Origin of the sequence: Bacteroides zhangwenhongii (assembly GCF_009193325.2) — a bacterium.
Lineage (GTDB): Bacteria > Bacteroidota > Bacteroidia > Bacteroidales > Bacteroidaceae > Bacteroides > Bacteroides zhangwenhongii.
Genome location: NZ_CP059856.1, coordinates 1,151,577 through 1,167,886 on the forward strand (window position 1 = coordinate 1,151,577; position 16,310 = coordinate 1,167,886).

Here is a 16,310-nt window from a genome sequence, read left to right on the forward strand (position 1 = left end):
TATGGAGAACACAAAGCAAAGGAAGAATAAACTTTAAAATTTTAATTATACATCAATCTATTTTTATATAGGTGAATACTTCCAAGTATTTACCCTATGAGACATGCTCTTAATTCTGCATAAAATTAGCGGAAATTTTATCAATAATAATATATGAATATAGCAATTGTAGGCACAGGTTATGTTGGCTTGGTGTCCGGTACTTGTTTTGCCGAAATGGGCGCTACTGTGACTTGCGTGGATGTAGACGCAAATAAAATAAACATACTGAAAGCCGGCGAAATGCCTATTTATGAACCAGGTTTGGAGGAGTTGGTGAAACGTAATGTAAGTTATGGACGACTGAATTTCACTACAAACTTGGCCGAAGTCTTGGATGATGTAGAAGTAGTCTTTTCTGCTGTAGGGACTCCTCCTGATGAAGATGGTAGTGCTGACTTGAAGTATGTACTTGCTGTGGCTCGTCAATTTGGCCAAAGTATTAACAAGTACACGATTTTAGTGACTAAATCAACTGTACCTGTAGGTACTGCTCAAAAGGTGAAGGCTGTCATTCAAGAGGAGTTGAACAAGCGTGGGGCAGATGTTCCCTTCGATGTAGCCAGTAACCCCGAATTCTTGAAAGAGGGTGCCGCTATCAAAGACTTTATGAGTCCCGACCGGGTGGTGGTAGGCGTTGAGAGTAAGAAAGCCGAAGAGGTGATGACCAAGCTCTATCAACCTTTCTTGCTCCAGAATTTCCGTGTAATCTTTATGGATATTCCATCTGCCGAAATGACTAAGTATGCGGCGAATGCCATGCTGGCTACCCGCATTAGCTTTATGAATGATATAGCCAATTTGTGTGAACGAGTGGGAGCAAATGTAGATCATGTACGTAAAGGTATTGGAGCTGATGTACGTATCGGGCAAAAATTCCTTTATGCCGGTTGTGGATATGGTGGCAGTTGCTTTCCGAAAGATGTAAAAGCGCTGGTACATACAGGCATTGATAATGGCTACCACATGGAGGTCATTGAAGCAGTGGAACGTGTCAATGAAAAGCAGAAATCCATTGTGTACAACAAGCTTATCCAAATGATGGGTGATATAAAGGGTAAAACCATTGCTATATTGGGTTTGGCTTTTAAACCTGATACTGATGATATGCGTGAAGCTCCAGCTCTAGTAGTCATTGATAAGTTGCTGAAGGATGGTGCTACCGTGAAAGTGTTTGATCCCATCGCTATGCCTGAATGTAAACGTCGTATCGGCAATGTTGTGACTTATACTGAAAATCTCTATGACTGTGCCGATGGTGCTGATGCGTTGCTATTAATGACTGAATGGAGACAATTCCGCTTACCTACATGGAACGTAATTCAGAAGGTGATGACTGATAAGTATGTTGTGGATGGACGTAACATTTGGAATCGTGTGGAGCTGGAAGAAATGGGATTTAGTTATACACGGATTGGAGAGAAATAAAATAGAATGGAAAATAAATTAATTACAGTAACTTCTCCTCTTCTACCTCCTTTGGAAGAGTTTCAGAAGATGATTGCTGACATATATGCCAGCAAATGGATTACAAACAATGGAACCTTTCATAGACAGCTCGAAAAAGAGTTGGCAGCTTATTTGAAAGTCCCTTATCTTAGTTTGTTTACCAATGGTACTCTCCCCCTTATCACTGCCTTGCAGGCATTGCGTATTAAGGGTGAGGTAATTACTACTCCTTATAGTTTTGTCGCTACTACCCATAGTTTGTGGTGGAACGGTATTAAGCCTGTATTTGTTGATATAGATCCCGCTACGGGCAATATTGACCCGAATAAGATTGAAGCAGCTATCACTCCCAATACTACCGCTATTATGCCGGTGCATGTATACGGAAAGCCATGTGATACTGAAGCTATTCAAGAAATTGCAGATAAATATGGATTGAAAATAATTTATGATGCTGCTCATGCTTTCGGCGTCGAGGTGAATGGGGAAAGTATCCTGAATGCGGGCGACTTGTCCACATTGAGTTTTCATGCTACTAAGGTATACAATACCATTGAGGGTGGGGCATTGGTGATGCACGATGAGAAGATGAAGAAACGTATTGATTATCTCAAAAACTTTGGTTTTGCGGATGAAGTCACTGTAGTAGCTCCGGGTATTAATAGTAAAATGGACGAGATGCGTTCTGCTTACGGCTTGCTCAATTTGAAGCAGGTAGATACTGCCATTGAAGCACGCCATCAAGTAGCTGTCAAGTATCGTGAAGCGTTGCGTCCTATAGATGGCATTACCTTCTTCGATGATATGCCGGGAGTGAAGCACAATTATTCTTATTTCCCTATTTTTATTAATGAGAATAAATATGGTATGACTCGAGATGAACTCTATTACAAGATGAAAGAACAGGGGGTATTGGGTCGCAGATATTTCTATCCGCTGATAAGTACTTTCTCTACTTATAGAGGATTAGAGAGTGCTTCTCCTTCTAATTTACCGAATGCGCATAGAATGGCTGATAGTGTTATTTGTTTGCCGATGCATCATGCGTTAACAGACGAAGATATACAGAGGATATTGCATTGCATTGTGAAGTAAGATGGATAAACAAATATATATATTAGGGATAGGTCATAGTACACCTTTATTTATTGAGATAGCAGAAGCGTGTGGCTATCTGATTGGAGGATTGTATCATTTTAATTCTGAAAAAACAGGTGATTATGATCATGGTTATAAAGTTTTAGGTTCATTTGAAGATTTATTTTTAAGTGATTTGTCAGGGAAATTTTTCTTGCTAACTATGGGTGATATAGGGATAAAGGAACAACTGTTGAAAAAAATAATAGGAAAAGGTGGTCATGTTCCTACTTTAATTCATCCCACTGCTATCATTTCACGCTTTAGCAAAATATCTAATACCGGAGTAGTGGTTGGTGCATTGACGGAAATACAGAATGATGTTGTCATAAATAGGAATGTGACTATATGGACTAATGTGGTTATATGCCATAATTCAGAAATAGAGGAGAATTGTTTTATTGGTCCTAAAGCGTTGGTCGGTGCCTATATTCATGTTGAAAGAAATGCTTTTATTGGTCAAGCTTCCGTCTTGGTTTCCGGAAAGGTGGATATTGTTGGAGCTGGTTCCATTATTGGAGCTGGAAGTATTGTTATCAAACCTGTTGGATCTAATGTGATAGTAGCAGGTAATCCGGCACAAGTTATAAGAAAACTGAAAAAATGAAATATATTAATTGATTGATACATAGATGAATACCCCCCCCCCCCCATGCACGTGTGCACGTGTGCACAATGCCATCTTTTCCTTCGTACGCGAATTCATTCCAATATGGCATTCCCGTCGTTGTACTTTTTATTTACAAGGAGCACAGCGTAGCTCAAATCTGGAATTATATAGAATTATCGTGATGTTATTAATTATAGCACACCACTATGTGGTTAATTCCGGATTAGAAGAAGTCATGTCATTACAGCCCACAAGTAGCAAATCTATTTTTCTCTATTTGTTTGGAATGTGGGGAAAGACAGGAATTAATTGTTTCGTAATGATTACAGGCTACTTTATGTGCAAATCTTCAATAACATTGAAGAAGTTCCTAAAACTATTGTTAGAAGTAGAATTTTATAATATAGTGATTAATCTTTTATTTGTATTAACTGGATATAAATCTTATACAATCAAAGAATGGTTAATGATATTATGGCCTATCGAAAGTATTGGAGATGGATTTGTTTCATGCTTTTTGATGTTCTATTTATTTATCCCATTCCTTAATGTACTAGTTCAAAATTTAGACAAAAGAATGCATCTGTGTCTGTTGATGTTATGCTTGTTTATTTATACGATACTGGGGACTTCGAACTATATACCTGTAAGGATGAATTATGTGACTTGGTTTTGTGTGCTATATATTTTAGCTTCGTACATAAGATTATACGGATTGAATTGGAAAGGCAAATCAATCAATTGGGGAATAATGACAAGCCTGTCAATCGTTGTTTCTATGGCTTCGGTAATCGTACTACTATTCTTTACTGAGTATATTAGAAAAACCGTTCCAGTCTTTTATTTTGTAACAGACTCTAATAAAATAATGGCGGTAATTACCGCAGTTTGTTCGTTTATGTATTTTAAGGATTTGCAAATAAAACAAAGCAAATTAATAAATGTTGTTGCAGCCAGTACATTTGGAGTGCTGCTGATACATGCCAATAGTAACACGATGCGACAATGGCTGTGGTGTGACATGCTTGATAATGTGGGGGCATACGTTTCGCCTTATATTATCCTTCATGCTGTGGTGAGTGTAGTTATTATTTTCATTCTATGTATCCTTATTGATTATCTTCGTATCAGATGGGTAGAAAAACCGTTATTTGGTTGAATTAATATGAAGAATATTTTTTAATACATAGTATGTAAATCGGTACTTCATTCCGGAATAATAAATATTAAACTTAGTCTTCAAAAAGATTTTTGGACGCTTGCTTATTATTAATGTCAGAATCATTAAAACAAAAAACAGTAAAAGGGCTTGCTTGGAACACGATAAATACCCTATCCAACAAGACAATCACATTTTTAATAGGAGTAATTCTTGCTCGCTTACTTATTCCTAGTGATTATGGTGCTGTGGCCATGATAGCAGTATTTACATCGGTTTTGGGTTTATTCACAGATGGTGGACTTACTACGGCTCTTATTCGTAAAAACGACAGAACAGAAGAAGATTGTGCCACAGTGTTCTATTACAATCTTGTGGCATGTTATATTATTTACATAATTCTTTTCTGTGCGGCCCCGTATATTGCAGATTTCTATAATATGCCAAATTTAAAAGACTTAACACGTATAGTGACTCTTGGTCTGTTGATAAGTCCGTTTGGTGGTATTCAAAGTGTACGACTAACAGCTGCCATTGATTTTAAGACACCGGCTGTGATAGGGGTTTGCGCTACAATCCTTTCAGGCATTATTGCTATCATTATGGCGTATAATGGTTATGGTGTATGGTCATTGGCTGCACAAGGGTTAGTAGGAACAGCAATAACTGTAGGAGCTAAAATATACATTGTGCGTTGGTTGCCCAAAACTCGCTTTTCAAAGAAGTCTTTTAAAGAACTTTTTGGATTCAGTTCAAAAATGCTGGCATCAAATTGTTTAGAAACCATCTATCAAAATATTACTCCGTTGATAGTGGGAAAGTACTATTCGCCCACACAGTTGGGTATTTACGAGCGTGCTCGTGGATGGGCTGCTTTGCCATCGTCTACATTTACCGGAGTGCTGCAAGGAGTAACATTTCCTGTGCTTTCCAAACTTCAAAATGACGATGAGCGATTGACGATAAACTATCGTAAGCTATTGCATCTTTCTGCTTTTATCTGTTTTCCCTTGATGATAGGATTGGCTGCTATAGCTCGTCCATTAACACTGTTTGTTCTTACGGAAAAATGGGAAGGTTCTATTATTCTCCTTCAGATAGTCTGTTTTTCTATGATGTGGTATCCTATTCATGCCATTAATTTGAATCTGTTGATGGTAAAAGGGCGTAGCGACCTTTTCTTTCGACTCGAAGTGATAAAGAAAATCTATGGTTTAATGATGCTCTGTTGTACACTACCCTTCGGGCTTGTGATATTTTGCTGTGGAGGAATTGTGTCATCTATATTCTCATTGATTGTAAACACTTACTATACAGGTAAACTAATAAGAATAGGATTTATAAAGCAGATGAAAGACTTGATTCCTATATTGATAAATAGTTTGGTGATGGGGACTTTGTGTTTATTGGTACAGCAACTGTTTGACTCAAATCTAGTCAAACTCTTGGTGGCTATATTTACAGGTGGAGTTTATTATCTGGCAAGCAATTATCTGATGAGTTCGACAGAACTAAAAGAATTAATAACGATTATAAGAAGAAAATAAATTTATATAGAAAATGACACAAGAAGATCTGCGCCCCATTATAGTCACTATTTGTTGCACGGTATACAACCATGAACCTTACATACGGAAATGCTTGGAAGGCTTTGTGATGCAAAAGACTAATTTTCGTTTTGAGGCTATTGTTCATGATGATGCTTCTACCGACAATTCTGTCGAAATTATTAAAGAATTTGAGGAAAAATATCCAGATATTATTAAGCCTATATACGAGGTTGAAAATCAATATTCCAAACATGGTGGTTCATTATGGCGTATATTGAATGAGCATATTCGTGGGAAATATGTAGCTTTCTGTGAAGGCGATGACTATTGGACGGATCCATTGAAATTACAAAAACAAGTGTATTTTTTTAAGAATCATCCCGAGTGCTCACTTACTTATCATGCTTGTAGAAATGTTTTTGTTGACATTGTCGACAAAACGACTTATGGAGAGACAGTTAAAGAATCATATACGTCAGCAACTTTGTTGAATGACTATTTCCATACAGCTACCATTTTAGTTAAAAAAGAGGTACTGGATAGTGACTTATATCAGAAGGCATCAGCAATAAATTGTCCTTCTGGAGATACTATTCTTTGTCTGACTGCAAGTAGATTAGGAGCAATACAAGGAGTGAATGAACAAATGTCTGTTTATAGAAGACATTCAGGTGGCATTTCTCAGTCGATGGAAAATCAGAGTAAAATTTTTGAAAATTTCAAAGCTTGGGTGGAAGTTGCTTCATTGTTTGGTTCCGACATAAATAGATGGTTAAAAAGAAATCGTTTGAAATTCTATATTGTTAAATCGTTTAGATTAAAAGATTTTAGATTATTATTTAAACTGCTTTGTTATGGATTTTTCAAAGCCCCTGTCTCTGTTATATTAGCATTAAGAGAAATTACCCTGTATTGTTTTAAGAGGATAATCCATTTGGATTTTGTTCAAAAGCATTAATTTATCGTTGTTTACCTGTAAACACTCATTGTATGGCTCTTGATTATTTGTTTTGTCCTTTACTTTTGCGTCGAACTTAATCGACAAAAGAATGAACATGGGTGAATTTTACAGTGAGTGCTTACGTATATCCCTCTCCTTACTCGACCAAATAACTTAAATATTAATCAAAAATACAACTCAATATAGGCTATAATGCCTTTATCGGATTTATAGCTATACAGTGAGTGCTTATAGTATAATGAATACCAAGATTGTAACAATAATAATACCAGTATATAATGCAAGAAGCACACTTCAACGTTGTGTAGATAGTGTTATCAACCAAACGTATCGATCATGGAACTTGATTCTAGTTGATGACGGCTCTGTAGATGGTAGCGATAAGCTATGTGATGAATACGTGAAGAAGGATGCACGTATATTGGTTATTCATCAACCCAATAGAGGCGTCAGTGTAGCAAGAAACGTAGGTTTGGAAAATGCAAAAGGTGAGTTCGTTACTTTCATTGATTCGGATGATTATGTTGATAAGTTATATTTAGAGCATCTTTGTAGTAGAGATGCAGATTATATCGTGAGTGGAATGCAAGATATGCCTGAAGGGCATGCCACAACATTAAAAGACGGTTTTTACAAAGATGATGAGATGGGGATAATTCTTTCTCGTGAAATAAACTCAATCTTATTTAAATCTCCATGGTGTAAACTATATCGAATGATTATCATACGTAATGCACATTTAATGTTTGATTCCAAAATTCGATTTGGAGAAGACTCGCTTTTTAATCTACAATATCTTGATAACTGTAACTCCTTAGCTTGTGTTAATACCCCTGATTACAAATATTTCATACCGACATCGGTGGGTAAATATTATATTGAGCATGAACAGTATAGATATATTCTATACAAAAAAGTACAAGCATACAAAGTATTGGAAATGAATAAGAAAGTTCGAAATAAGTACTATTTGGAACAAGAGTTTCATGATCTAACCACGAGGCTGTTCATTGGGGAGTTGATGAAGAAATTTAGCACTAAGAATCGAAAAGAATTCCTTTATACTTTTAGGTGCTGTTCAGAGATTAAGTATATCAATCCACTAAAAGGTGGGAGACTTTATGCGTTGATCCTTAAACTTATTCAACAACGTCATTGTATTATAGCATTTTATTTACTACGATTTGTATATCCATTATCTTTAATAGGCTCTAAAAGAATTATTTGATATGATGCATATTGCTCTCTGTATGGATAATCCATACACTCCCTATTGTGCTACAGTGATGGCTTCAGTAATTGAAAACAATCCGAAAACTGGTATTGCGTTTCACTTGCTATCATGTGATTTATCAGACACCAATAAAGAATATATTCGCCAGTGGATTAGTTCAATAGAAGGTGTGAAGGTGTATTTTTATAATGTAGATTCCCACGTATTTGATAACTTCCCTATCGGTAATGCTTATCTAAACATTGGTGCTTATTTTCGTTTGTACTTGGCTGAATGTTTGAAAGACATTGAAAAAGTGCTTTATCTAGATTGTGATTTGGTGAATGTGGCTTCTTTGACTGACCTTTGGAACACAGATATTTCAGATTATGCTGTAGCTGGTGTGCGTGACCGTATAAACGACTATGTGAGAGTGTACAACCGATTGGGTTATCCTATGAGTGAAGGGTATATCAATTCGGGGGTAATACTGATTAATTTAAAACGTTGGCGCAAGGATAGTTTCTTCCAAAAGGCGCAGAATGTGGCTTGTTGCATACCTGAACAGCTGAAAAATCATGATCAAGACATCATCAATATGTTTTATCATGGACAAATCTTAATGCTCGATTTTAAGTATAATCTTTTGGAGCATTACCTTTATACAGAGGACAAACTCTACATCAGTAAACAGTATTACCCTGAAATAGAACGAGCTATAAAGCAACCAGTAATTATTCACTACTGTATGCCATTCAAACCATGGCATATGGAATGTATTAATCCATATCAAGGAATCTACTTGAAATACAAACAAATGACTCCATGGCCTGATATAACGCTTATAAAGAAGTCACACTTCACATGGAAGCAGATGCTTCTTAATAGACTTAAATGGTTGATGGGACTTGCTGGATTATATCATTATGTGGGCAAGCAGTCACCATTGCGTGAGACTTTGAGTAAAATAGAAGAAGAAGGAAAGGTCCTGTTTTAAATGTATATAGAGGGACATAAGATTATCAATTTATGAATTTGTTCAGGGCTATTTTTTTATTTCAATAAGTATAGTTGAAAATGAATACAAACCGCTATGAATACATTGATGCCCTACGTGGCATAGCTATTCTCTTTATTGTGTTTGGTCACATCCCTATGTTTTGTTATGGACTACCAGAAGCAGCACAACTTTCTTCGTTCAGGGCATTTACTTCTATGGTGCAACTTCCTTTGTTTTTCTTTATTTCCGGTTTTTTATTTAGTGTAAAAACAGTTTTTAATAAATCGGGAGGGGTGAAATTTGAGTACATATACAGAAGGGCCCGGCAATTGCTTTTACCGGCAATTGTATTTGGCGGTTTGTATCTATTAGTGAATGGAGGTAGCGTGCTAGAATGTATTATGGATAAATTTAAGTCCGGATATTGGTTTACATGGTCGCTTTTTGAATTTTTGATGATGCAGGTGATATTGGAATGGATTGTTAGAAAATTTGCATGGAAAGAGGATGGAACTAAATATGCGATAGTGTGTATAGGGGGTGCTTTGGGAATGTATGTTTTGTCATTGCCGATAATTTATAATCAGATGAATGCTTTGTCGGGGATATTGGGATTACCGCTGCTACGTTATTTTCTTTATTTTGTGGTGGGCAGACTTATCCGTGTATATCTATACAAACTATGTATGTGGGAATATCGGGATGTGGCAGTAGCTATGATTGTCATGATATTCGCAGGTTTGGCTATAGCAACATGGGGAATAAACAAAGCTTGGGATGGAATATTTTTTCATCTACATTTGATTCTATTTGAACTGTCTGCATTACTTCTATTTTTTGCGATGTTCTATCGTCATCGCAACTATTTTGTTTCTTCCGATAGATTAATGAAGGTACTTGTGCTAGTCGGTCGCCGAACACTCGATATTTATCTGCTTCATTACTTCTTTTTGCCTAAAGATTTACATGTAATAGGTTCGTATTTCATGGAGCATCCTGCTCCTGTGATAGAATTTATCGTTTCTTTCGTAGTTACTATAATGATTGTGGCGGTATGTCTGTTGATAAGTGAGTTGTTACGTTCAAGCAAATTAGTGGCGAAATGGGCTTTGGGTGGAAAATAAGAAAATAAAATACCTCAATGGAAACTAAAAATTTAGCAATCGATGCACTTCGGCTTCCACTGATTATTCTGGTGGTGTTCATTCACATGAATCCAACATTTGATAGTGTGGGATATTGGGGGCTGACGATTAATACAATTGCCCAAGTGGCAGTGCCTTGCTTCTTTGTGATAGCTGGATATTTCTTTGTTGGGAATAAGCCGCTTACACTGGAAATGTATAAAGTGAAGCTGAAAAAGAGAGTGGTGACGCTACTCATTCCTTATTTGCTGTGGAACTTGGTACCTTCGTTAGTGCTGATTGGCGGCAATCTTTTCTCAATTGTATTTCGTGGCAAATCAACTGAAGACCTCATGATATTTCTTACAGATTTGTGGAACGATGGACTGTGGCATTTATGGTGGGACAAAGTGAATGGAATGCCTTCTGATTCTCCATTGTGGTTTTTAAGAGATTTGATAGTGATGTGTGTGCTGGCTCCAGTATTTTATTATTTCATCAAGAAGGGAGGAAAACTTGCGGTTGTTATTTGGTTTTTGTTATATGTATTCCTACCTGTCTCTTGGGCGCATCTTCCTGGTATAAGTATAACAGCTGTATTTTTCTTTAATATAGGTCTTTACTTAAGATACAATGGGATAGGTCTTGTTGGTGGAAGTAATAGAATATATCAGTTAGTCTGTGTCGCAACAGCGTTTGTCCTCTTGATATTGGCTGTGTTGTTTAGAAATCAGGGGTATCTATATTCATTGTTTATTCCTGTTGGGACTTTTTGCAGTTTTATTCTGATAGGATGGGCAAAGCCAAGTGTAGTGAAATGTTTAGCTAAGTTTTCACCCACTATATTCTTTGTTTATGCAATACATCAGACGTTTGTGTTGGTATATATGGGTAAGATGGTAGGAAGATTGCTGCCAGATAGTTATGTAGGTGACGTATTGGTATATTTCACTGTACCGTTTATAACAACGGCAGTATGTATCGTTATCTATTATTTGCTGAAACTGGTATCCCCTAGATTTCTTAGAGTGCTTTGTGGTGGACGATAATACAAATATAAATAATGAAAAAGAAAAATGAATCTCGTGGTCACTTGGTGTGGCTGGACGCGCTGCGTTTTATAACAGCTTTTTTAGTGATATTTTATCACTAACACAACGATCTTTTTCATTCAAATTTAATGCTTTATGAATAATAAATTTGTAACATTTATAATGCCAGCATATAATGCTGCTGCTACTATTGATGAGACAATACGGTCACTTAAAGAACAAGACCTCGATAATTGGTATCTTATTGTTGTAGATGATGGTAGTTCTGATAATACTAAAGATATAATAGAAGATATCGCTAAAAGAGACACTAGAATCAAACTGATAACTCAAACGAATCAGGGGCCTGCAGTAGCTAGGGCCAATGCTATTGCTATTGCTGAAACAGAGTATATTGCAATATTAGATGCCGATGATTTACTGTCTAAAAATTATGTGAGATTATTAGTTGATAGAGCAAAAGATACGAAGGCGGATATTATAATGCCTAATGTAAAATGTATAGATAAAGAGGGAGTAATAGAAGAAAATTCTCATTTTGGAAGGCAAAAACTGACAGCGAAAATGATAATAAATAATAGTTTAGAAGCTTTTGATATGTCTGTTTCATGGAAATTGCATGGATGGATGATAATTAAGACCAACTTAGCTAAAACGTATTATACATTTGATAATGTTTGCTATTCCAAATTTAATTCTGATGAATACATATCACGCTATTTGTATTTAAAATCTAAGACAGTAGCTCTTACTACTGCTATCTATTTTTATAGGTACGTTGCAACGAGTATAACTCATCATTTTTCAGTTCGTCATTTTGATCGTATATTAACTTTAAATCATTTAGCGAACTTGTGTATTGATGAAGATGTACCGATAGAAACAACCCATAAAGTTTACTCAATGTATAGGTCGTGCATAATTCAATCATTCTTATTATATGAATTACATTCTAATGAAATAGATGATGGAGGAAAAACATTTTCAATGATTATGGACACCTATAAAGCATATAAAAAGAATTTTCCTTCTAAATTATTTCAACATGTTGGATTAAAGGAAAAGATAAAATATACCATTTCTTTGTCTGGAGAAAATGTTATTAAGTTGATTGTATATATGAAATCATTATTGTCCACTAAAAAGCGGACGGTTAAAAATTGAACAAACTGAGACTGGCATTTAATCTGTGTTTTTACTCTCTTAGCATTAATTGTGCAGTTTAGTTATCAGGAGTTTCCATAAGTAATATGTGTAATATTTAATGATTGTTTATTAAAAATGATTTCAATAATTATACCGGTATACAATGTCGAGAGATACTTGAAAGAATGTCTTGATAGTGTATCGATATTGCAGGGTTTTGAGTTTGAGGCTATTCTTGTGGATGATGGATCTTCAGATAGTTCTGGGGTGATCTGTGATGAGTATGCTCGCAGTGATTCAAGGTTTAAGGTCATTCATCAGCTAAATGGTGGAGTCAGTAAAGCGAGGAATGCTGGTCTTGATGCGGCGAGAGGGGAATGGGTATGGTTTGTGGATTCGGATGATGTAGTAGATGTACGATGTACCACACAAATCCATCAATGGCTAAATCGACATAATGATACTGATTATGTGATGTTTGATTTGAAGAAATTCGATGATGGTGACATACTTGTTATGGATTCTGTTTTCGGGCAGTACACAGAAGTGAATATCCTTCAAGAAAAATCTAAAAATGACTTCTTGCTAAGATATGTTTGTGCTTACCATTGGACTCTTTGGTATAGACGTGAAGTAATAGAAAGATATAATATTCGCTTTACAATAGGCATTAGGAATTCCGAAGATGGTGAGTTTATGGCTAAGTATCTCATGGTGATGCAGCATCCTGTGAAGGTGGATTTCCCAATATGTTATTATCGTATGCGAGAGGGGTCTGCCATGCATTTGGCTAATGCCAAGAAGAATATCATAGACGATGTACCTGTTGTGTTCTTTAATTTGCTCAAATGGATGGATAAGGTCGGCATTTCCACAGAATCATGGTTGAACTATTGGTTTATGAAGATGATACAAAATCTACTTGTTAATGCTTCACAATATCCACAGTTGGATAGAAGGCAGTTTCAAAATACTGTAGGAAAAATGCTTCAAGCTTGCAAAGATAAAGGTTTTACTTTTGTCAATGATAAAAAAATGAGATTGGCAGGATGGAATGTCTCAGTTTATTTTCTTGTCAATAGACTATATCTGAAAATTAAAGGTTTATAATAATATGGTAAATTTGATTTTTGGTATTATCGGTTGGCCACATATTTTCGCTTATTTGTTCTTTAGAAGAAAGGATAAAAGAATAGACATGGATTTGGCAACCTATAACGGTGGAAAGACAGGTGTTACGGCTTTTGTCAGTGCCTTGAAAAGAAATGAATATCGCAATGTGTTTTACTTTCGAATTCCTCTTGTTTTTCGTCTCTTCTTGAACCTTATATTACGGCGAGTTCCTGATTGTAAGCTCCAGTGTGCCCATATCGGGGGGGGGGTGAATATACATCATGGCTGGGGGACAATCGTCCTTGCTGAACGAATAGGAGAGGATTTTTCAGTTTATCAAAATGTTACTGTTGGATATGGTAAGGATGGCAAGCCAAGTATAGGAAATCATGTAAGCATCTACTCTGGTGCTGTCGTTTTTGGTGGAATAACAATAGGAGACCATGTAAGAATTGCGGCAAACACAGTGGTGCGAACGGATATTCCTCCTCATTCGCTTGTCTATGGCAATCCGGCAGTGATTGTTCATTAAAATAGTTTATGGTACAAAAAGAAAGAATCTTTTATTGGGATGTTATTAAAGCATTTGCAATATTTCTTGTAGTGTGGGGACACTGCCTCCAATATCTTCAAGTGGATACGGAAAAATGTTGGGGGTCTTGTACTTCTGGTTTTATCTACTCTTTTCACATGCCCCTTTTTATGATGGTGAGCGGTTATTTTGCTCGTGGTATTTACCAAAAGAACTTTTCGGACAACCTGAAACATAAGACTTTACAGATTCTATTGCCTTCTATTTCTACTTATATTGTTGTAGGACTCATGCTGATATATGTAAGACATGAGCAATGGGGATATGGATTGGTTAAGTTGGGAGTGAATTGTTTTACAAGTTTTTGGTTTTTGAAAGCACTCTATATCTTGTATGTAGTAGGTATCGTATTTATGTGGATTTATCGGAAAAGTAAATATATGGCTTTGGTGTGGGGCATATCCTTGTTCATCTTTTTACGTGATGATGTGGAATTTGTTCATTGTATGTCGATGTTGCCTTTCTTCTTAATCGGTATGCTCTTATATAAATTTGAGGAAAGATTTTGGGGAAATAAGTTCAAGATAGCTTTGGTCAGTGCTTTTATATGCGCTATTTTGTGCTTACGCTATGACATTGTTGATTATAATATGTATATGCATCCTTTCCATTTTGATATGCCATCAATTTATCTCTTTGTGATAAGAACACTTATCGGAACATTTGCAAGTTTACTATGTATTATATTGATTCGTTTAATTTGTGATAGGTTAGGCGATATTGGTTTGGTACGAGCTTTTGCCAAGGTAGGAACTATGACGTTAGGTATTTATATTTTTCATAGAGAAATAGTATTATTGTCTAATCGTTTCGCAGTAAAGGTAGAGGCCTTAAATATCTTTGGTGATTCTGATATGGGGGAGTTGTTTTATGAATACGGTATTTGCCTAACTGCCACCTTGCTGTTTATGGCTATAAGCATTTTAATCATTCTGATCTTAAGAAAGAACAAATATTCGAGACTGATTTTCTTAGGTGAAAAATAATCATTTTAGATAATGGCTACGTATAATTATGACTTTGTCAACGATAAGTTCAGAGACGAAGTGATTTGGAAAACCCGGCAGAATTGTTTGGTGGAAACGCCTCTCAAAGTAATATGCTATAAAGATGCGTATGTCTTTCCATTTAAGGAAGGGCAAAGAGGTGAGGTTGTCACAGCCGATGGGATAACCTTGGCTTCCGATTTCAAGGAAAAAACTTCTTTGGATAAGTTTGATACCACAGGGCTAAGACACGGGAAAAAGGCAATCTTTGTGGGCTCTCTTTGGATTTATATTTGGGGACATTGTTTTACAGATCATTTCAATAAGGCTTGGTTTGTCAATACGGATGAGTGTCGCAAACTTCAAAATGAAGGAGCTGAACTGGTTTTTATCTCTTGTACTACCCAGGTTCCTAAGTATATTCAACTGATATTCCAATATGCAGGAATAGATTTGCATCAAGTAAGAATGATAACTGATCCTACTCGGTTTGAACAGCTCTATGTCCCGGAAAATTGTTATTACCATACTTGTGACAAATGGCATAGATATTATACAAGGGAGTATCTTGGATTGTTGGACAACATTTGGAAAAATGTAACAAAAGAGGCTGAAATTGCAGGAAATTATCCTGTTTATGACAACATCTATCTGACCCGCACACAAGGCAAGTTTGGAAGTCTATGGAAAGATTTGGGAGAGAAAGCGATAGAAAACGCATTTGCCAAGGATGGATATACAGTAATCGCTCCAGAGAAACATACGGTGGCACAACAGTTCTGGATGATGATGAATTGTAAAAGATTGGTAGCAACGGATGGTTCTATTTGCCATGCCTCTTGCTTCTGTAAGCCTCATACGAAAGTCACTGTATTGTGCAAGGCTGATTTTTTGGTGGAGCATCAGATCGTTTCCAATCAAATAGCCAACTTGGATGTGACATACGTTTCAGTACATCATTCTTTTTTTGTAGATAAGAAGCAGCCTTGGCATGGCCCTTATCTCCTTTGCATAACAAATAATTTGGAGCGATATATGGGATATAAGATACCTCACCTCCCTTTCTTTCTTACAAAGAATTTTGTGAAATATTGTATCAGAAAAACCTATGTTTCTATTTTCGGGAATATGGAATGGATGAACAATATAGTTCGTAAACAACTAAAGAAGTCATAATTA

General features: G+C 36.1%; 15 protein-coding genes. All 15 read left to right on the forward strand.

Annotation, left to right across the window (positions count from 1 at the left end; translation table 11 throughout):
* Window positions 1-153: 153 nt before the first annotated feature.
* The 15 genes from GD630_RS04530 (at window position 154) to GD630_RS04600 (ending at window position 16,307) form a co-directional block, all read left to right on the forward strand.
* Window positions 154-1,467 carry a UDP-glucose dehydrogenase family protein gene (locus GD630_RS04530; protein WP_143864669.1) on the forward strand — a complete coding sequence of 438 codons (1,314 nt, stop codon included), beginning with the start codon at window positions 154-156 and terminating at the stop codon, window positions 1,465-1,467.
* 6 nt (window positions 1,468-1,473) lie between these two features.
* The gene (locus GD630_RS04535; RefSeq protein ID WP_143864668.1) at window positions 1,474-2,583 is read left to right on the forward strand and encodes a DegT/DnrJ/EryC1/StrS family aminotransferase; all 1,110 of its coding nucleotides are present in this window, start codon (window positions 1,474-1,476) and stop codon (window positions 2,581-2,583) included.
* Between the two features lies 1 nt (window position 2,584).
* A complete protein-coding gene (locus GD630_RS04540; protein ID WP_143864667.1) occupies window positions 2,585-3,232 on the forward strand; it encodes an LbetaH domain-containing protein in 648 nt (215 codons plus the stop codon).
* Window positions 3,233-3,257: 25 nt separating this feature from the next.
* Complete coding sequence (locus GD630_RS04545; RefSeq protein WP_152276045.1) at window positions 3,258-4,394, forward strand: acyltransferase family protein; 1,137 nt, start codon at window positions 3,258-3,260, stop codon at window positions 4,392-4,394.
* 113 nt (window positions 4,395-4,507) lie between these two features.
* Window positions 4,508-5,941: a lipopolysaccharide biosynthesis protein gene (locus tag GD630_RS04550; protein ID WP_143864665.1), complete on the forward strand. Its 1,434-nt coding sequence runs from the start codon at window positions 4,508-4,510 to the stop codon at window positions 5,939-5,941.
* Between the two features lie 13 nt (window positions 5,942-5,954).
* Window positions 5,955-6,902, forward strand: a complete 948-nt coding sequence (locus GD630_RS04555; protein ID WP_143864664.1) for a glycosyltransferase family 2 protein — start codon at window positions 5,955-5,957, stop codon at window positions 6,900-6,902.
* 241 nt (window positions 6,903-7,143) lie between these two features.
* Complete coding sequence (locus GD630_RS04560) at window positions 7,144-8,133, forward strand: glycosyltransferase family 2 protein (protein WP_143864663.1); 990 nt, start codon at window positions 7,144-7,146, stop codon at window positions 8,131-8,133.
* A gap of 1 nt (window position 8,134) precedes the next feature.
* Complete coding sequence (locus GD630_RS04565; RefSeq protein WP_143864662.1) at window positions 8,135-9,115, forward strand: glycosyltransferase family 8 protein; 981 nt, start codon at window positions 8,135-8,137, stop codon at window positions 9,113-9,115.
* A gap of 80 nt (window positions 9,116-9,195) precedes the next feature.
* Complete coding sequence (locus GD630_RS04570) at window positions 9,196-10,242, forward strand: acyltransferase family protein (protein WP_143864661.1); 1,047 nt, start codon at window positions 9,196-9,198, stop codon at window positions 10,240-10,242.
* A gap of 17 nt (window positions 10,243-10,259) precedes the next feature.
* Window positions 10,260-11,291, forward strand: coding sequence for an acyltransferase family protein (locus GD630_RS04575; RefSeq protein WP_143864660.1), 1,032 nt, complete (start codon window positions 10,260-10,262; stop codon window positions 11,289-11,291).
* A gap of 138 nt (window positions 11,292-11,429) precedes the next feature.
* Window positions 11,430-12,458: a glycosyltransferase family 2 protein gene (locus GD630_RS04580; RefSeq protein ID WP_143864659.1), complete on the forward strand. Its 1,029-nt coding sequence runs from the start codon at window positions 11,430-11,432 to the stop codon at window positions 12,456-12,458.
* A gap of 117 nt (window positions 12,459-12,575) precedes the next feature.
* Window positions 12,576-13,550 carry a glycosyltransferase family 2 protein gene (locus GD630_RS04585; protein WP_143864658.1) on the forward strand — a complete coding sequence of 325 codons (975 nt, stop codon included), beginning with the start codon at window positions 12,576-12,578 and terminating at the stop codon, window positions 13,548-13,550.
* Between the two features lie 4 nt (window positions 13,551-13,554).
* Window positions 13,555-14,085, forward strand: coding sequence for a serine O-acetyltransferase (locus GD630_RS04590; protein ID WP_143864657.1), 531 nt, complete (start codon window positions 13,555-13,557; stop codon window positions 14,083-14,085).
* A gap of 8 nt (window positions 14,086-14,093) precedes the next feature.
* Window positions 14,094-15,131, forward strand: a complete 1,038-nt coding sequence (locus GD630_RS04595; protein WP_143864656.1) for an acyltransferase family protein — start codon at window positions 14,094-14,096, stop codon at window positions 15,129-15,131.
* A 12-nt stretch (window positions 15,132-15,143) separates the two neighbouring features.
* Window positions 15,144-16,307, forward strand: a complete 1,164-nt coding sequence (locus GD630_RS04600) for a glycosyltransferase family 61 protein (protein WP_143864655.1) — start codon at window positions 15,144-15,146, stop codon at window positions 16,305-16,307.
* The last annotated feature ends 3 nt before the right edge of the window (window positions 16,308-16,310 follow it).